At 44.2% G+C, this 17,855-nt stretch carries 20 protein-coding genes and 6 tRNA genes; 11 read left to right on the forward strand and 15 right to left on the reverse strand.

Annotated features, from left to right (window positions below):
- Window positions 1-6: 6 nt before the first annotated feature.
- Window positions 7-279: a LexA regulated protein gene (ybfE, locus tag VT06_RS00890; RefSeq protein WP_046552368.1), complete on the forward strand. Its 273-nt coding sequence runs from the start codon at window positions 7-9 to the stop codon at window positions 277-279.
- Between the two features lie 14 nt (window positions 280-293).
- Window positions 294-824, forward strand: a complete 531-nt coding sequence (gene fldA / locus VT06_RS00895) for a flavodoxin FldA (RefSeq protein ID WP_046552369.1) — start codon at window positions 294-296, stop codon at window positions 822-824.
- A 98-nt stretch (window positions 825-922) separates the two neighbouring features.
- Here fldA and VT06_RS00900 read toward each other — a convergent pair whose 3' ends face one another.
- Complete coding sequence (locus tag VT06_RS00900) at window positions 923-1,387, reverse strand: DUF4442 domain-containing protein (protein ID WP_046552370.1); 465 nt, start codon at window positions 1,385-1,387, stop codon at window positions 923-925.
- A 154-nt stretch (window positions 1,388-1,541) separates the two neighbouring features.
- On the opposite strand from VT06_RS00900, the gene fur reads away from it, so the two are divergent.
- Window positions 1,542-1,982, forward strand: a complete 441-nt coding sequence (gene fur / locus VT06_RS00905) for a ferric iron uptake transcriptional regulator (RefSeq protein ID WP_046552371.1) — start codon at window positions 1,542-1,544, stop codon at window positions 1,980-1,982.
- A gap of 57 nt (window positions 1,983-2,039) precedes the next feature.
- Here the strand turns inward: fur and VT06_RS00910 are convergent, their stop codons facing one another.
- The 3 genes from VT06_RS00910 to VT06_RS00920 all read right to left on the reverse strand — a co-directional run bounded on the left by VT06_RS00910 (window position 2,040) and on the right by VT06_RS00920 (window position 4,326).
- Window positions 2,040-2,537 carry a GNAT family N-acetyltransferase gene (locus VT06_RS00910; protein WP_046552372.1) on the reverse strand — a complete coding sequence of 166 codons (498 nt, stop codon included), beginning with the start codon at window positions 2,535-2,537 and terminating at the stop codon, window positions 2,040-2,042.
- Window positions 2,538-2,650: 113 nt separating this feature from the next.
- Complete coding sequence (locus VT06_RS00915) at window positions 2,651-3,577, reverse strand: electron transfer flavoprotein subunit alpha/FixB family protein (protein WP_046552373.1); 927 nt, start codon at window positions 3,575-3,577, stop codon at window positions 2,651-2,653.
- Window positions 3,577-4,326 carry an electron transfer flavoprotein subunit beta/FixA family protein gene (locus tag VT06_RS00920; RefSeq protein ID WP_046552374.1) on the reverse strand — a complete coding sequence of 250 codons (750 nt, stop codon included), beginning with the start codon at window positions 4,324-4,326 and terminating at the stop codon, window positions 3,577-3,579. Before VT06_RS00920 ends, VT06_RS00915 begins: the two co-directional genes overlap by 1 nt.
- 197 nt (window positions 4,327-4,523) lie before the next feature.
- Between VT06_RS00920 and VT06_RS00925 the strand changes: the two genes are divergently transcribed.
- The 3 genes from VT06_RS00925 to VT06_RS00935 all read left to right on the forward strand — a co-directional run bounded on the left by VT06_RS00925 (window position 4,524) and on the right by VT06_RS00935 (window position 8,491).
- Window positions 4,524-6,158 (forward strand): electron transfer flavoprotein-ubiquinone oxidoreductase, encoded by a 1,635-nt coding sequence (locus tag VT06_RS00925; protein WP_200897873.1) that lies wholly within the window; start codon window positions 4,524-4,526, stop codon window positions 6,156-6,158.
- 131 nt (window positions 6,159-6,289) lie between these two features.
- Entirely contained in the window at window positions 6,290-7,054 is a 765-nt protein-coding gene (rluF, locus tag VT06_RS00930; RefSeq protein ID WP_046552376.1) for a 23S rRNA pseudouridine(2604) synthase RluF, read from the forward strand.
- 6 nt (window positions 7,055-7,060) lie between these two features.
- Window positions 7,061-8,491: a DASS family sodium-coupled anion symporter gene (locus VT06_RS00935; RefSeq protein WP_046552377.1), complete on the forward strand. Its 1,431-nt coding sequence runs from the start codon at window positions 7,061-7,063 to the stop codon at window positions 8,489-8,491.
- Between the two features lie 77 nt (window positions 8,492-8,568).
- Here the strand turns inward: VT06_RS00935 and VT06_RS00940 are convergent.
- The 9 genes from VT06_RS00940 to VT06_RS00980 form a co-directional block, all read right to left on the reverse strand.
- A tRNA-Gly gene (locus VT06_RS00940) sits at window positions 8,569-8,644 on the reverse strand.
- 38 nt (window positions 8,645-8,682) lie between these two features.
- A tRNA-Leu gene (locus tag VT06_RS00945) sits at window positions 8,683-8,769 on the reverse strand.
- 41 nt (window positions 8,770-8,810) lie between these two features.
- Window positions 8,811-8,884 (reverse strand) — tRNA-Cys (locus tag VT06_RS00950).
- Between the two features lie 31 nt (window positions 8,885-8,915).
- A tRNA-Gly gene (locus tag VT06_RS00955) sits at window positions 8,916-8,991 on the reverse strand.
- A 132-nt stretch (window positions 8,992-9,123) separates the two neighbouring features.
- Window positions 9,124-9,681, reverse strand: a complete 558-nt coding sequence (pgsA, locus tag VT06_RS00960) for a CDP-diacylglycerol--glycerol-3-phosphate 3-phosphatidyltransferase (protein WP_046552378.1) — start codon at window positions 9,679-9,681, stop codon at window positions 9,124-9,126.
- Window positions 9,682-9,713: 32 nt separating this feature from the next.
- Complete coding sequence (gene uvrC, locus VT06_RS00965) at window positions 9,714-11,531, reverse strand: excinuclease ABC subunit UvrC (protein ID WP_046552379.1); 1,818 nt, start codon at window positions 11,529-11,531, stop codon at window positions 9,714-9,716.
- A gap of 4 nt (window positions 11,532-11,535) precedes the next feature.
- A complete protein-coding gene (uvrY, locus tag VT06_RS00970; protein ID WP_046552380.1) occupies window positions 11,536-12,186 on the reverse strand; it encodes a UvrY/SirA/GacA family response regulator transcription factor in 651 nt (216 codons plus the stop codon).
- Window positions 12,187-12,419: 233 nt separating this feature from the next.
- Window positions 12,420-12,510, reverse strand: a tRNA-Ser gene (locus tag VT06_RS00975).
- Window positions 12,511-12,725: 215 nt separating this feature from the next.
- Window positions 12,726-12,816: transfer RNA gene (locus VT06_RS00980), tRNA-Ser, on the reverse strand.
- 160 nt (window positions 12,817-12,976) lie between these two features.
- On the opposite strand from VT06_RS00980, the gene VT06_RS00985 reads away from it, so the two are divergent.
- From VT06_RS00985 to VT06_RS01005, 5 genes are all read left to right on the forward strand, one after another.
- Complete coding sequence (locus VT06_RS00985) at window positions 12,977-13,642, forward strand: Bax inhibitor-1/YccA family protein (RefSeq protein ID WP_046552381.1); 666 nt, start codon at window positions 12,977-12,979, stop codon at window positions 13,640-13,642.
- A 70-nt stretch (window positions 13,643-13,712) separates the two neighbouring features.
- Complete coding sequence (locus VT06_RS00990) at window positions 13,713-14,060, forward strand: DsrE/DsrF/TusD sulfur relay family protein (protein ID WP_082122409.1); 348 nt, start codon at window positions 13,713-13,715, stop codon at window positions 14,058-14,060.
- On the forward strand, window positions 14,060-14,416 hold the full coding sequence (gene tusC / locus VT06_RS00995) for a sulfurtransferase complex subunit TusC (protein WP_046552382.1): 357 nt from the start codon (window positions 14,060-14,062) through the stop codon (window positions 14,414-14,416). Before VT06_RS00990 ends, tusC begins: the two co-directional genes overlap by 1 nt.
- A gap of 1 nt (window position 14,417) precedes the next feature.
- Window positions 14,418-14,684 (forward strand): DsrH/TusB family sulfur metabolism protein, encoded by a 267-nt coding sequence (locus VT06_RS01000; RefSeq protein ID WP_046552383.1) that lies wholly within the window; start codon window positions 14,418-14,420, stop codon window positions 14,682-14,684.
- Window positions 14,675-15,016 (forward strand): TusE/DsrC/DsvC family sulfur relay protein, encoded by a 342-nt coding sequence (locus tag VT06_RS01005; RefSeq protein ID WP_046552384.1) that lies wholly within the window; start codon window positions 14,675-14,677, stop codon window positions 15,014-15,016. Before VT06_RS01000 ends, VT06_RS01005 begins: the two co-directional genes overlap by 10 nt.
- A 73-nt stretch (window positions 15,017-15,089) precedes the next feature.
- On the opposite strand, the gene serS is transcribed toward VT06_RS01005, so the two are convergent.
- Window positions 15,090-16,379 (reverse strand): serine--tRNA ligase, encoded by a 1,290-nt coding sequence (gene serS / locus VT06_RS01010; RefSeq protein ID WP_046552385.1) that lies wholly within the window; start codon window positions 16,377-16,379, stop codon window positions 15,090-15,092.
- A gap of 111 nt (window positions 16,380-16,490) precedes the next feature.
- A complete protein-coding gene (locus tag VT06_RS01015) occupies window positions 16,491-17,855 on the reverse strand; it encodes a replication-associated recombination protein A (protein ID WP_046552386.1) in 1,365 nt (454 codons plus the stop codon).

Here is a 17,855-nt window from a genome sequence, read left to right on the forward strand (position 1 = left end):
AGGTTAATGGCTAAAATCGCCACTGATCGCACCACTATTGATTTGTTTGCTGCAGATAAGCGTCCTGGCAGGCCAAAAACCAATCCGTTGCCGCGTGAGGAACAGCTTAAGCTAAATAAACGTAATCAAATTAAACGCGATCGTAATAACGGGTTAAAGCGTATTGAGTTTAAGGTGTCCGGCCAGTTATACGAAGCACTAGGCCAGGCTGCCATAAAAGCGAATACCACACGCAACGACTTAATTGAACAGCTTTTAGAACAGGCATTATCCAGGTAAGAAGGCATTATATCATGGCAACAGTAGGAATTTTTTTCGGTAGCGATACCGGCAACACTGAGCACATTGCGAAAATGATTCAGAAAGAACTGGGAAAAAGCCTGGTTGACATTCGGGATATTGCTAAAAGCAGTAAAGAAGATATTGCCGAATTCGACTTGTTGTTACTGGGTATCCCTACCTGGTATTACGGCGAAGCACAGTGTGACTGGGATGATTTTTTTCCGGAGTTAGACGGTATTGATTTTAACAATAAATTGGTAGCTATTTTTGGTTGTGGCGATCAAGAAGATTATGCCGAGTACTTTCTGGATGCTATGGGCACTTTACGAGATATTATTGAGCCCAGAGGCGCCATTATTGTAGGTAACTGGCCCACCGCCGGCTACAACTTTGTGGCTTCAAAAGCCTTGGCCGATGACAGCCATTTTGTCGGTTTAGGGGTAGATGAAGACCGTCAACCTGAGTTAACTGAACAGCGCGTTAAGCAATGGTGCAAGCTGGTATATGAAGAAATGAGCCTGCGGGAATTTGCTAATTTGTAATAGTAACAACGTCGCGTTGTATCGTAAAAAAGAGGCATAACGCCTCTTTTTTATTCACTTGTGTTTATAAGCTGTGTTGGTTTACCCCCCAGCCAAGGTCAGCGATATTTCGGCTTTTTTCGAATATAGATGGTGCGGTTTACTTCAGCAACCACGTTGTTATTTGGATCTTTGATGTGCACCAGAAACTGAGGAAAATATTTTTCACCCGTTACAGTATGCTTTTTTATATCATCAATGGCTTCATCAGTTAGCAGAAACTCGGCTGTTAACTTGCCCACACCGGGTTTAATATAATTAATATCAGCTTGCTTATCCCAGACAATATATTCCTTGCCCAACGCCCCCATGAGTAAAAGTGGATAGATCGGATCGGTCATGGCAAACATCGCACCGCCAAACTGACTATTATTAATATTACGTGTCCAGGGCCGGTTTTTCAGCTCTACTCTAGCGTAACGATAGTCTTCAGCCAATACGGCAACCTGAATGCCGCTGAAAAAAAAGGGTGGCCAAAAATTAAGCAGTTTTCGCATCACCTGCGGTTTAAAAGCCCAGCGCATAACTTTACCTGGTATGACCTGTCAAGAATTGCCATTTTACCTCGCCACAGTGAAAGTACAAGCGTATTGCCACAAAATCAGCAACCCTCGGCCATTTCAATATTGAGCTAATGTCTTTATAATCGATGCAAATTCACCAGAAAACAGAGTTTTTATGTCAGAGCATAATAATGAGCTACGTAAAGCGGGCCTAAAAGTTACCCTACCCCGGGTAAAGATCCTTGAAATTTTACAGGATCCTAACCATCAGCACATCAGCGCAGAAGACGTGTATAAAATTCTGTTAGAACTGGGCGAAGACATCGGCCTGGCTACCGTTTACCGGGTACTGAACCAGTTTGATGACGCGGGTATCTTAACCCGTCACCATTTTGAAGGTGGTAAGTCGGTATTCGAATTAACCGGTAACAGCCATCATGACCATTTAGTCTGTCTAAAATGCGGCAAGGTTATTGAATTTGAAGATGAGATTATTGAAGCAAAACAACTGGAAATTGCTGAGAAAAACGGCATAAAGTTAACATACCACAGCTTATATTTGTATGGCGAATGTACAGACACTAAGCAATGCCAGCACAATGCCAATAATAACTAAGGTATATCATTAAAAAACGGCAAAATAGGCTGCCGTTTTTTATTTTATTAACAAGCCTTATTTGATGCCGCTGTTAATTCTAGCCAGACACAAGGCACTAACATAGTTGCCGTACTGAAACGCAAAATCGGCCAGTTCTGCCTCTACTTCAAAGCCAAACCGCTCATACAGTGCTATGGCCACCTCATTATTACTGTAAACCGTTAATTCCATCCGTCGAATATTAAGCCAGTTATCAGCCATTTCCAATGCCGCTCTTAGTAAGGCAGAGCCAATACCCTGGCCTTGATATTCTTCTAACACGCCCATGCCTAACTCGGCTACGTGGCGTCTTCTGGGGTTCTGACAAACTTGCAAACCAAGTTGCCCTACCACCTTGCCCTCAATTTCAGCCACTAAATTATAAAACCCGGCACCGGCATTATATAGCTTCTGCCAGCTGGCCACTGGCTGATAAGGTAGTTGCAACGTATTGGCGTACACAGTGGGTTGATCGTATATCGATTTAATGGCATCAATATCAACTGGTTCTGCATGGCGGATCATAACAGGCATAATGGTATCCTTTACAAAATGACGGCGTTATCTTAAATCGGAAATCTGGCTTTCAACAAGTCCTAAAATGAAAAAAGCCAGCAATAAGCTGGCTTTAACGACACTTGCACCCATTAGAGCTGCTGTTCTAGCTCTGGCAGCACCGTAAACAAATCTGCAACTAAACCATAATCTGCTACCTGAAAAATAGGCGCTTCGGCATCTTTATTAATAGCCACAATAACCTTGGAATCTTTCATGCCGGCTAAGTGCTGAATAGCGCCGGAAATACCCACTGCAATGTATAAATCAGGTGCAACAATTTTACCAGTTTGGCCAACCTGCATATCATTTGGTACAAAACCCGCATCAACAGCCGCACGAGACGCGCCAATAGCCGCGTTTAGCTTATCCGCTATACCGTTTAACAAGGCAAAATTTTCACCATTTTGCATGCCTCGGCCACCCGAAATAATCACTTTTGCGGCAGTCAATTCTGGCCTGGCCGATTTGGTCAGTTCTTCTCCAATAAAGCTGGAAAGCTGCAAATCTTTAACGACGTCTACTTTTTCAATGCTGGCACTATTACCTTCAGCTGCCGCTGCAAACGCTGAGCTGCGCACAGTTAATACTTTAATGGCATCGGTTGATTGCACGGTAGCTATAGCATTACCTGCATAAACCGGCCGCACAAAAGTGTCTGCATTTTCAACCGCAATAATGTCTGACAACTGTGCAACATCTAATAATGCGGCAACCCGTGGTAACATGTTTTTACCGGTAGTAGTGGCAGCAGCCAAAATATGGCTATAACCTTTACCAATTTCTGCTACTAATGCCGCCACATTTTCAGCCAATTGGTGGCCGTAAGCACTGGCATCTGCTACCAGCACTTTAGTAACACCAGCAATGGTTGCCGCAGCCGTTGCTGCCCCATCGCAATGCTCTCCGGCAACTAATAAATGAATGTCACCGCCTATGGCACTGGCAGCGTGAACCACCTTATATGTATCACCTTTAAGCGCATCGTTGCTATGTTCTGCAATTACTAAAATCGTCATCAGATCACCTTTGCTTCATGCTTTAATTTTTCAACCAGTTCTGCCACAGAATCAACTATTACCCCAGCCTGGCGCGTTGGTGGCGCAGATACTTTTAAGGTGGTGACCTTAGACGTTAACATTACACCCAAACTGTCGGCAGCTTTAATATCTAATGGCTTTTTCTTAGCTTTCATTATATTAGGTAGCGAAGCATAACGAGGCTCGTTCAATCTAAGATCGGTAGACACTACCGCAGGCAGGCTAAGCTCTACTGTTTGTAAACCACCATCCACTTCACGGGTTACTTGTACTTTATTACCATTAACCACGACTTTAGAAGCAAAGGTTCCCTGGCCCATGCCAGTTAAGGCCGCCAGCATTTGACCCGTCTGGTTATTGTCTGAATCAATCGCCTGCTTGCCCAGAATAACCAGTTGTGGATGTTCTTCTTCAACCAGCTTAGCCAGTAATTTGGCAACTTGTAATGAATCCAGATTAAGTTCCGTTTCTAGATGTATAGCCCGGTCTGCACCCAACGCTAAAGCGGTACGCAGTTGTTCTTGTACTGCTTTGGCGCCAATTGATACTGCAATTACTTCGGTTGCTATGCCCGCTTCTTTTAAACGTACGGCTTCTTCAATCGCAATTTCACAAAACGGATTAAGTGCCATTTTTACGTTGGCTAAATCGACACCCGTTTGGTCTGCTTTCACCCGGACTTTTACGTTGTAATCGATAACCCGTTTTACCGGAACTAATATCTTCATATAATCCTCTTAAATCGCATGCAATAGCTTGCTTGGCAGCAGGTTTGCGTTAAGGTAAACAAACGAATGTGTAATATTACTCAATTTACTTACTGTTGACGTTAACGTCAACCTGCAATACCCTTATCCCTATAATAATCGCAGTGAATACTGTAAATATAAGCATCCAAGAGGTAACCATCGTGGAAAGAGAAGCAATGGAGTTCGATGTTGTAATCGTTGGTGCCGGACCAGCGGGCTTATCGGCCGCGATCCGGTTAATGCAACAAGCGCAGCAAGCTAATAAAGCGTTCACCGTCTGTGTAGTTGAAAAAGGGTCTGAAGTGGGCGCCCATATTTTATCTGGTGCGGTATTTGAACCCAGAGCATTAAATGAATTACTGCCCGACTGGCAAGAGCTAGGCGCGCCGCTGTCTACCCCGGTTACGCATGATGATCTTTATTTATTTACCGCTGCTGATGCCAGTCGCAAATTACCCGGTTTTGCCGTACCTAACACTATGCATAACAGTGGTAACTATATCGTGTCCGTCGCCAACCTATGCCGTTGGTTAGCTGAGCAGGCTGAGGCTCTGGGTGTAGAAATATTCCCCGGCTTTGCCGCCAGCGAACTGTTACTTGAAGACAACATAGTAAAAGGCATTGTTATTGGCGACATGGGACTTGACCGGGAAGGCAAACCGAAAGACAGTTTTACACCCGGTATGGAATTACGCGCCAAATATACCCTGTTTGCTGAGGGCTGCCGTGGCCATTTAGGTAAGCAACTTATTAAGCATTTTGAGCTTGATAAAGAGGTTTCACCGCAACACTATGCGATAGGTTTTAAAGAAATTTGGGATGTCCCGGCAACCAACCATCACCAAGGACTGGTAGTACATTCTGCTGGCTGGCCGTTAGCAGATCAGGCATCCGGCGGTGGCTATCTGTATCATGCGGAAGATCAGCAAGTGGTCGTTGGCTTAATTATCGATTTAAACTACGCCAATCCACACTTAGACCCGTTTGCAGAGTTTCAGCGTTACAAACAACATCCTGTTATTAAACAGTATTTATCTGGCGGTAAACGAGTCAGTTACGGTGCCAGAGCAATCACAAAGGGTGGTTTAAACAGTCTGCCCAAAATGAGTTTCAATGGTGGTTTATTGTTAGGTTGTGACGCCGGCACCTTAAATTTCGCCAAAATCAAAGGTAATCACACTGCAATGAAGTCTGGCATGCTGGCAGCTGAAACGGTGTTTGCGGCAATTAACGATACTGACGCAGGTGGCAAAGATTTAACCGAGTATTTTAGTGTTATCAAACAAAGCTGGCTTTACGATGAATTATATCGTTCGCGCAATTTTGGCCCAGCTATGCACAAATTTGGCACTTTCTGGGGTGGCGTATTTAATACCATTGAACAAAACTGGTTCGCTGGCAAACTACCTTTTACGCTGAAAGACAATAATCAAGACTATGCGCAGTTAAAGCTGGCTACTGAGGCGTCCAAAATTGTTTATGCCAAACCCGATAATGTTTTAAGCTTTGATCGGCTATCTTCAGTGTATTTGTCCAATACCAATCATGAAGAACAGCAACCATGTCATTTAAAACTGACGGACTCCACTATCCCGGTCAAGGTAAACCTGGCTAAATATGATGAGCCAGCTCAACGTTACTGTCCAGCCGGTGTGTATGAAATTATTACCGATGACCAGCAGCAGCCTCAATTACAAATTAATGCCCAAAATTGTATTCATTGCAAAACCTGCGATATTAAAGATCCCAGTCAGAATATTACCTGGGTAACACCAGAAGGTGGTGGTGGTCCTAATTATCCCAATATGTAAAGATTTTGATGTTTTAAGCTGATACAGCAGTGAAAAAAATACTGCTTTATTAGCTGGATATGGCCTAACGCTTGCTGACTTGTCAGCAAGCCCTTAAACTAATAGCCATATTCCTCTGACCAAAGAATCTGATGACCTCTACTACTCAGTACCGCCTTAATAAATATATCAGTGACACCGGGTTTTGCTCTCGCCGTCAGGCCGATAAGTTCATCGAACAAGGTGTTGTTACCGTTAATGGCCAGCTAGCCACGGTTGGCTTAAAAGTCACTATCAATGATCAGGTTCAGGTAGACGGTAAACCTTTAAAAGAAAAGCCTGCGCGGGTTTATCTGGCCTATCATAAGCCAGTTGGCATTACCTGTACTACCGAACGTCATATTAAAGGAAATATTATTGATGCCATTGGTTATTCAGAGCGTATTTTTCCTATTGGCCGGCTTGATAAACCCTCAGAAGGTTTGATTTTTCTAACTAATGATGGTGACATAGTGAACAAGGTATTACGTGCCGGTAATGCTCATGAAAAGGAGTACACTGTCAGTGTAAATAAACCCATTAGCAGTCATTTTATCGCAAAAATGAGTAGCGGTGTCCCCATCCTTGACACCGTTACTCTGCCCTGTAAAGTTAGCCAAATCTCTAAAAACACCTTTAAAATTATTCTTACTCAGGGCTTAAACCGGCAAATTCGCCGCATGGCAGAATATCTTGGTTATGAGGTGGTTAAATTAAAGCGTATCCGCATTATGCACGTACGCTTAGCCGAGTTAAGAGCGGGACAATGGCGTTTACTCGATAAGTATGAAATGGCTCATATGGAACAACTGATCGAACATTCTGCTAAAACAGCAACTGTTGATAATACCTTAGCGCGACACCATGATGAGGAATAACCCGCAATGAGCAGCAGAAATTTTGGTTACCTGCTGCCATTATTGGCCGGCCCGCTGTTATTTTTACTGGTATTAATGAATGATCCCTGGTTTAGCAGTATGTCAGAGTCGGCCTGGTTACTCAGTGGTCTCACCGTGTGGATGGCCATGTGGTGGATCACCGAGAGCGTGCCAATTCCAGCCACTTCTTTATTACCCATTATCGTTGTTCCACTGCTAGGCCTCGACTCTGTCGCCAATGTTACCGCACCCTATGCCGATCCGCTTATTTTTCTATTTTTAGGTGGCTTTATGCTGTCTATCGCCATGGAGCGCTGGGATCTGCATCGGCGCATAGCACTGTTAACCATGCTATTAGTTGGCAGCAAACCCAGCCAGCAAATCGCCGGCATGATGCTGGTCACCGCCTTTTTGTCGATGTGGATGTCCAATACCGCCACCGCGGTAATGATGCTGCCGATTGCGCTATCGATTATTAGTATGCAAGATAATATCAGCGAGAAATTTGCCAAAGCATTGCTGTTATCTATCGCATATGCCGCTAGTATCGGCGGTGTTGCAACCATCATTGGCACCCCGCCTAATGCCTTGCTGGCCGGATATTTGCGTAATCAGTATCAACTGGAGATTGGGTTTGCTGAATGGATGTTACTTGGCGTGCCAGTGGCGCTAGTGATGCTACTAGGGACCTGGTATTGGCTAACGCAATGTCATTTTCGCTTTGCTAAAGATGAAGCAAGAGTGAGCCGGCAGTTATATCTCGATAAGCTGGTCGCTTTGGGACCAATGCAGCGGGCCGAAAAAATTGTATTAGCAGTGTTTTTACTGGCGGCTTCCCTGTGGGTAGGCCGCAGCGGGTTTATCAAGCTAACCGGTTTACCACTAAACGATACACTAACCGCGATTTTCTGTGCTAGTTTGTTATTTATCCTACCGGTTAGCGTTAAAACAGGCCAAAGAGTACTGGTATGGGAAGACTGCAGTAAACTGCCATGGGGCATTTTAATTCTGTTTGGTGGTGGCTTAACGTTGGCGGCACAAATTCAGCAATCAGGATTAGCTGATTTTATTGCTGCACAGGTTGGTTCGCTCGGTGCTATTAATTTACTATTACTCATCGTACTGGTGACGACTATTATTATCTTCTTAACCGAAATAACCAGTAACACCGCCACTGCCGCGGCATTTTTGCCTTTGTTAGGTCCAGTTGCCGTATCACTTAATACACCAGCCTCGATGTTGGTCATCCCTGCAGCTATTGCCGCCAGCTGTGCCTTTATGATGCCGGTCGCTACACCACCCAATGCCATAATATTTGGTTCAGGTAAATTGAAAATTATCGATATGGTAACCGCCGGATTCGTGCTGAATTTACTGGCTATTCTGGTAATTACCGTAGCTGTATGGTTTATTAGTCCCTACATTTTTGATTTTTAATGCGGCTCAACCAGTAACAACCCTCACTTTTACGTCTCAGAATGCAAAAAAGCAGCCTAAGGCTGCTTTTTACAATATGGAGCGAGTAACGAGATTCGAACTCGTGACCTCGACCTTGGCAAGGTCGCGCTCTACCAGCTGAGCTATACTCGCGATAATCTGGTTATACGCCAACAACTGTTAACGTTAAATGGTGCCCGGAGCCGGACTTGAACCGGCACGACCTTTCGATCGAGGGATTTTAAATCCCTTGTGTCTACCGATTTCACCACCCGGGCAGACTACTTTTTGTTACTGGTTTACACTACTAATAATGTTATGGAGGCGGGTCCCGGAGTCGAACCGAGGTGGGCGGATTTGCAATCCGCTGCATGGCCACTCTGCCAACCCGCCAATCAAGCAACGCTTTACTCTTGTTAAGAGTTGGAGCGAGTAACGAGATTCGAACTCGTGACCTCGACCTTGGCAAGGTCGCGCTCTACCAGCTGAGCTATACTCGCAATGCTTATGGCCATGTGCCTTAACACGTGACGCATTCTACTGTTTTAATTAAGCCAGTCAATGAAAAATTAGTAGTTTTACAACTGACTGCTTAAATTTTAGCTGACTTGCTGCAATAAACTGCTACAGCCTTAGTGCTGAGACAAATCTTGCCAGGCAGCAGTCACATATTGATACATTGACCATATCGTTAAGACAGTCGCCAGATATAATAAAGCATACCCAACAGGGGTAAACCACACTAACAACGTAAATTGCGGCTGCCAGATTAACCCGATCAGAGCAATCATCTGCGCTATTGTTTTGTATTTACCCATGTTAGAGACCGCAACGTTAGCCCTTTTACCTATTTCAGCCATCCACTCCCGAAGTGCTGAAATAGCAATTTCGCGACTTATGATGATAATAGCGGGAATGCTAAACCACAGTGACTGCTCATGAATTGCCAATACCACCAATGCCACCGCTACCATAACTTTATCGGCAACCGGATCAAGAAACGCGCCAAAAGCAGTAGATTGCTGCAGTTTGCGCGCCAGATAGCCATCAAGCGCATCGGTTATTGCTGCTAAACAAAATACAAACGCTGCCCAGAACCGATAATTTTCCCAGCCTGAATAAAAACAAAACATAAATACCGGAATTAAAAATAACCTGAACAGCGTTAATAGATTGGGAATATTCCACATATAACAATTCTCACTAAAACAATGTCGCTATGCTACTTGTTATGACAGGCTTGGTAAATCTTTTCTGCTTGCTGACGGGAAATACCCGGCACCGAGCTAAGCTCTGCCACAGAGGCTTTTAATACCCCTTGCAAGCCTCCCAAATATTGCAGCAACGCTTGTCGGCGTTTTTCTCCTATCCCATCAATATTTTCCAACGGGCTCTTTAACATGCTTTTGCCACGTTTACTGCGATGACCGGTAATCGCAAAACGATGCGCTTCATCACGAATTTGCTGAATTAAATGTAAGGCCGGACTATCACCAGGTAAATGTAATGATTTACCTGTCTTAGCAATAATTAACGTTTCCAACCCCGGTTTGCGGCTTACCCCCTTGGCAACCCCCACTAATAACGGCATTTTTTCATGTGGCCAATGTTCAAACTGGCTAATGGCAATATTAAGCTGCCCTAAGCCCCCATCAATAAATATGATATCGGGTATTTTTGTCTCGTCGGTTAAGCGGCTGTAACGTTTATCCAGCGCAAATTGCATTGCTGCATAATCATCCCCCCCGGTAATCCCAGTAACATTGTAGCGCCGGTATTCCTGCTTAAATGGGCCCTCACCATCAAATACCACACAAGATGCAATCGTTGCCTGGCCCATCGTATGACTTATATCAAAACATTCCATCCGGGTAATAGCATTGGGTAACTCAAGTAGCAATTGCAGCGCCGAGTAGCGTAATTGCATTTTTTGCCCGACAGACTGACGGCTATCACAAGCGAGCTCAGCATTTTTCTGTGCCAAACTTAAGTACTGTGACTTTTCGCCGCGCTTTGCCTGGATAAGTTTTACTTTACGCCCGGCTGCAGCACTTATTACATTGGCCAATGAATCGGCATCTTCCAACGTTAACGGTAAAATAATCTCAGGGGGTATTTGCTGGCCGGCACTACCGTTAAGATAAAACTGTAGCAAAAATGCACTAAGTACTTCATCAGGCTCGGTATTAGCCGGCACTTTGGGATAGTATGACTTTGAACCAAGTATTTTCTGCTGTCGCACAAACAGCACATGCACCACGGCAATCTGACCAGATTGAGCAAAACCAATAATATCCAGTTCAGCGTGTTCGCCACTGACATATTGTTGTTCCTGAACTTTTCGCAAGGCACTAATTTGATCCCGGAAAAGGGCGGCATCTTCAAAAGCAAGTTGCTCGCTGGCAACGTTCATTTTTTGTACCAGTTGCTCAACAACCAATTGATTCTTGCCGCTGAGAAACAAAGCCGCCAACTGAACTTGCTCTGTATATTGCGCATCAGATATTTTACCGACACAAGGTGCTGAACAAAGTTTTAATTGATATTGTAAACAGGGACGCGTTCTGGCGCGATAAAAACCATCTTCACATTGGCGGATCGGAAAGATTTTTTGCAACACTTTTAAGCTTTGCCAGACAGCGCCGGCATTAGGATAAGGACCAAAGTACTGACCCGTTTTTTTTCGTGGTCCCCGATGCGAACTGATCCTCGGATGTTTGTGCTCAGAAATAAAAATAAATGGATAAGACTTATCATCTCGCAGCAGCACATTGTACTTGGGCATAAACTGCTTGATCAGATTATTTTCGAGGATCAGCGCTTCAGTTTCACTGTGCGTGGCCATAATCTCAATACTAGCAATTTGTGCTACCAACGCTCTGGTTTTAACACTGTCAACTTGCTGGCGAAAATAACTACTTAACCGTTTTTTAAGATCTTTCGCTTTACCAACGTAGATAACCTGCTCTGCCTGATTAAACATGCGATAGACGCCAGGTTGAGCAGGAACTGTGGATAAAAAAGATTTGGCATCAAACATCAGATCAATATGACACCTTAGCAATATCTATCATGCCGTGACGTAACGCTAAATGCGTTAATTCAACATCACCACTTATCGCTAATTTTTCAAACATACGGTAGCGATAAGAATTAACAGTCTTCGTACTAACACTGAGTTGTTCAGCGATGTCGGTTACTTTTTGTCCGCGGGTAATCATCAGCATAATTTGTAGTTCCCTATCAGACAGTCCATCAAAGGGATTATCATTATGGTTATTTACCTTGGCCAATGCCATTTTCTGGGCAACTTCATCAGAAATATGTCGCAGCCCGCTATAAACTTTGCGAATTGCCGATACCATATCTTTTGGCGCTGAGTTTTTGGAAATAAAACCCGCAGCACCTAACTGCATTACTTTTGTGGGTACCGGCTCTTCAAAAGAAACTGACAATGCCAGCACTTTAATATCCGGACAAAAATGTAATATACGCTTGGTGGCAGTCATGCCTCCCATACCGGGCATATTCATATCCATCAACACCACATCAGGTTCATGTTGACGACAAAATTGCAGAGCGTCCTCACCGGATCCAGCTTCGCCTATCACCTTGATACCGCGCTCATCCATTAGTATGCGACTGATCCCAGTGCGTACAAGCTCGTGATCATCAACTAACAATACGTTAATCAACTTGGCTTCTCCGTTTCACTGGTTATTAGAATTATTATGCAGCTAGCATAGTAGAGCCTACGCTTTTACGCTAACGGGTTCAACACCAACATTATATACGCTTGCGTTAATAAGAAGTAAGTGTGCCAGAAAGGTAAAAGTTAGGAAATAACATTAAGAAATTATTTAACGAATTGTGGAGGATTTTACTTATTGGCTCAAAATTATATTTTAAATCTATGGGGAGAACAAAATGGCGGAGGGAGAGAGATTCGAACTCTCGGTGGGCTATTAACCCACGCCGGTTTTCAAGACCGGTGCATTAAACCGCTCTGCCATCCCTCCGCGCTACGGAGCGAATATTAAGAACTCGCTGTCATTTTGTAAAGCGCTTTTTGTTATCTTTTGCCTGTTTGGTTACAATTCAGTCAGTAACACGGCATTTCTGAACATTGTAACGGTAAAATGATCATTTTAAGCTAACCAAAAACGCAAAAACCACCTTGCGGTGGTTTGCGTATATATCAACGTAACTGTTTTAATTTATGTTGAAAACTAAATGGCGGAGGGAGAGAGATTCGAACTCTCGGTGGGCTACTAACCCACGCCGGTTTTCAAGACCGGTGCATTAAACCGCTCTGCCATCCCTCCAGCGCTGCGTATACTAATCAGTTTGACTGAAAAAAGAAAGGCAAAAGTTAAAATACTTCAACTAACCACGATATTTATCCGCTAACTACTAGAGATATGGGAACTTAGTCAGTATGATAACAGTCAAATGACGATAAAATTAAGCTAAAGGAGTCAACATATGTCCTACAGAGAAACCAGTAGCATCGGTACCGTTAGTCGCGGTATTGAAATTAACAAAGTGCTTCGAAACACGTACTTTTTACTTGGCCTTACCTTGGCGTTCAGTGCGTTAACTGCGGTAATTGCCATGGCCATGAATCTGTCACCAATAGCCTCTATTGTCTGTTTTGTGGCAGGTTTTATTATGTTGTTTGTGGTGAATAAAAAGGCTGACTCTGCCAGCGGTTTATTCTGGGTGTTTGGTTTTGCCGGAGCGATGGGCGCATCGTTAGGCCCGTTACTGAATGCGTATGCGGGATTAGCTAATGGGCCAAGCTTAATAATGCAAGCGTTAGGTGGCACAGCCGTTATTTTCTTTTCTCTATCGGCTTATGTACTAACAACCCGCAAAGACTTCTCATTTATGGGTGGTTTTTTGATGGTAGGGTTAATAGTAGCTTTGGTTGCCATTGTTGCGAACATCTTTTTGGCAATCCCGGCACTAAGTTTAGCAATTAGCGCTGCAATTATTATGATTATGTCTGGTTTTATTTTGTTTGATACCAGTCGAATCATTAACGGTGGTGAAACAAATTACATCCGCGCTACCGTTGGTTTATACTTGAATATATTCAATATTTTTGTGCATTTACTCAGCCTGTTAGGCATTATGGGCGACGAGTAACACTTTGCTGATACCTTAAGTTCCGTTAGAATACCCCGTCTGGTACGGGGTATTTTTTTATGAGGCTATTTTGACCGCTTTTAGCATACTGTTAACTACCAGCCCTTTGGCGAACCAAGATTTTGCCAGCGCCTTGCAGTTTTCTAAAACCGCATTGCGTAACGGTTACAAGATTGAACAGGTGTTTCTTTATCAGGATGCCGTATTAGCTGCAGCAGAACACATAGACTTACCGGCAGATGAAATTAACTTAGGCCGAAAACTAGCTGATTATTGCAAAGAATTTAACATTCCTCTGTTGTATTGTGTTACTGCTGCAGAAAAACGTGGATTAACTCAGGTTAACAGCGGTTTTGTTGCAGCAGGTTTGGCCGAATTTGCCATGCGTTTAGCTAACAGTAAATTGGTGCAATTCTGATGCAGCATATAACAGTAATACAACGACAAAGTCCTTTTAATAGCAGTGGTGGACGTGAAACGCTTGATTTGCTACTGGCGTTAGCCGCGGTAGAGCACCGCTTAAGCGTCATATTTAGTGGTGATGCGGTATATCAATTGCTTACGGTAAATGAAACCGTTAATTTTCAGCTTAAACGCTATCAACGTGGCTTTAAACTATTTGGCTTGTATGACATTGAACAGGTGTATGTTTGCCAACAAGCATTAACACAACGCCAGTTAAATCATGCGGATTTGGCAATAGATGCTAAACCAGTATCGGCTGCACAATTACAACAACTGCTGGCCAGCCAACAACACATAGTTTGTATTTAATATGAAACTGATTACCTTGATAAGTCCTGCCATTATACTGCCCGAACTGGCTGAAATATGTCAGCTTGACGATATTATTTTATTGCGCCAGGATGCTGTTTATCTGGCACAGCAAAGTGATATAAACTGGCCTTGCAGGAAAGTGGTTGCACTGCATTCTGATGTAAATTTACGTCATGTTAGCGCCACCGCCGGCATTACTATTATCGATGATGATAACTGGGTGCAATTAGTCGCAACAGCCTCGCAGGTCCTGTTATGGCGTTAACGAGTATTAACGTTGGTGGCGTTACCTTAGCGTTGGATAAGCACGGTTACTTAGCTGATATCAGCCAATGGCAACCGGCAGTTGCTGAACACTTTGCAGTACTTGAACATATTACGTTAACCGCGGCACACTGGGAAGTTATCCTGTTTGTTCGCCAGTTTTATCAGGAATTTGGCACTTCACCGGCCATCAGAGTTCTGGTGAAGGCTATGGCGCAGCAGTTAGGGCCAGATAAAGGCAATAGTAAATATCTTTTTTTGCTGTTTCCACAAGGCCCGGCTAAGCAGGCTACCCGCTTAGCGGGACTGCCCAAACCAGCCCGCTGTCTGTAACAACAGCAAACCGGACGACTAATCAGGCTTTATACCAAACGTTATAACAGACCAGTTAGCTGGGGAAATTTACTTATTTTAAGTGGGTTTTACCCGCCATATAAGGCAATAACACTGCGGGGATCTCGACGCTACCATCCGCTTGCTGATAGTTTTCCAAAATGGCTACCAACGTGCGGCCCACGGCTAAAGCAGAACCATTTAAGCTGTGTAACAGTTCAGGTTTTTTCATATCAGCACCCCTATAGCGGGCTTGCATCCGCCGAGTCTGGAAATCGGTCATATTACTGCAAGAAGATATCTCACGGTAGGTGTTTTGTGCCGGCAACCAGACTTCTAAATCATACGTTTTGCTGGCACCAAAGCCCATATCACCGGTACACAACAACATGACTCGATAAGGTAACTCTAAAAGCTGCAGCACTTTTTCAGCATGACCGGTAAGCTGCTCCAATGCCTGCATAGAGTGTTCTGGCTGAACTAATTGCACCAGCTCTACCTTATCAAACTGATGCTGACGAATAAGGCCACGGGTATCACGGCCATAAGAGCCGGCTTCACTACGAAAACAGGGAGTATGAGCCGTATATTTCAGAGGTAACTCAGCGGCATCAACAATACTATCACGCACTAAATTGGTAACCGGAACCTCAGCCGTGGGAATTAAGGCTAAGCCCTGCCCCTCTTCAGTAGCTGGCTGGGTATGAAATAAATCAGCACCAAACTTTGGCAACTGTCCGGTACCATATAAACTAGTATGGTTTACTAGATAAGGCACATATAACTCCGTGTAACCATGCTCCTCTGAATGTAAATCAAGCATAAACTGTGCTACAGCTCGATGTAATCTGGCCATCTGCCCTTTCATCACAATAAAACGGGTACCAGAGATTTTTACACCTGCCGCAAAATCTAAACCTTCAGCGTAAGCCTCGCCCAGCTCAACATGATCTTTTACTTTGAAATCAAATTGTCTTGGTTCGCCACTCTGCCGAACAAGTTGATTCTCAGTTTCATCTTTACCAACCGGCACCGACTCATCCGGTAAATTGGGAATAGTTAATGCAAGTTGCGCAACGTTGGCTAAAACGGTGTCTAATTGGGCTTTTGCTGCATCCAGTTCAGCACCTAACCCATCAACTTCTTTTAATAGTGGTGCAATATCTTCACCGCGGGCTTTGGCCTGGCCAATACCTTTCGACTTGCTGTTACGCTGGTTTTGTAATTCCTGGGTTTGCACCTGTAACACCCGACGCTGCTCTTCCAGCGCACTAAATTTATCACTATCCAGCACAAAACCACGGCTAGCTAGGCGGGCTTTAGTAACGGCTAATTCGGAACGTAAAAATTTTGGATCTAACATAATTTAGTTACTTCTGTCAGCTGAGGCCAAAATGGCAGACAAGGTTAAAACAAACGACCAGAATAGTAACCAGCTCAGACTAAAATTGAAATGCTTTAACTAAAAGAAAGCTTATTCTTTGTAGCGTTGCTGACTACTATTGGCATCAAGCTGACGTAAATAACGTAACTTTTCGGCCAGTTGCTTTTCCATACCGCGATCAGAAGGCTGATAAAGCGGATTATTGGCTAATTCTGGCGGCAAATAACGTTCACCAGCAGCAAAGGCACCCGGCTCGTTGTGAGCATAACGATAGCCCTCACCATGACCGAGCTGCTGCTGCAGTTTGCTCGGAGCATTACGCAGGTGTAGGGGAACCGGATAATCCGGTTGTTCTGCTACTATTTGCTGCATTTGTTTAAACGCCTGATATACCGCATTGCTTTTTGGTGCCAACGCCAAATAAACCGTTGCTTGTGCTATGGCGCGCTCACCTTCTGCGGGCCCTACCCGGCTAAAGGTATCCCAGGCATTAAGTGCCAAGGTTAATGCTCTGGGATCGGCATTACCAATATCTTCACTGGCAATGGCCAGCAAACGTCTGGCAACATACAGTGGATCGCCGCCACCAGCCAAAATACGACAGTACCAGTACAGCGCCGCATCCGGATCGGAGCCTCTTACTGATTTGTGATAAGCCGATATAAGATCGTAAAACATATCGCCGTGATTATCAAAACCCGGTAATTGCCGCGGAACAATTTGCTTAATAATATCAACAGTGATCAACTGCTGTGATAAAGAATTTGTAAGCGTTACATTGGCTGCAGGTGTTAATTCAGCGGCTTGCTCTAAAATATTCAGCAATTTACGGGCGTCGCCATTGGCTAATTGTAATAAAAGCGGTTCAGCCTCGGCTTGTAGCGTCAGATGTCTGGCGCCAAGGCCAAGTTTATCATCAGTTAAAGCCCGCTGAATAACCTGACGTAAGTCGGTATCGGTAAGCGATTTTAATACACAAACCCGCGCCCGGGATAAAATAGCATTATTCAACGCAAACGCCGGATTCTCGGTAGTGGCACCAATAAAAATAATAGTGCCATCTTCAATGAAGGGTAAAAACGCATCTTGCTGTGCTTTATTAAAACGATGTACTTCATCAACAAACAATAAAGTGCGTTGCTGGCTTTGCTGCTGGCGCTGCTTAGCAGCACTAATGGCTTCACGAATATCTTTAACACCGCTGGTTACTGCAGAAAGTTTTTGCAACTTCGCATCAGCATGACCTGCAATTAACTCGGCCAGGGTTGTTTTACCGGTGCCAGGAGGCCCCCATAAAATTAACGAATAAACCTTACCGGCCAATATTGCATTATAAAGCGGCGTGCCGGGACCAATCAGGTGTTGTTGCCCAACATAATGGTCCAGTGTTACCGGCCTTAACCTGGCGGCTAAAGGCCGGATGTCATCACTAAAATCTAACGATAAAGTAGACAC

The organism is Arsukibacterium sp. MJ3, assembly GCF_000987765.1.
In the GTDB taxonomy this organism is placed as follows: domain Bacteria; phylum Pseudomonadota; class Gammaproteobacteria; order Enterobacterales; family Alteromonadaceae; genus Alishewanella.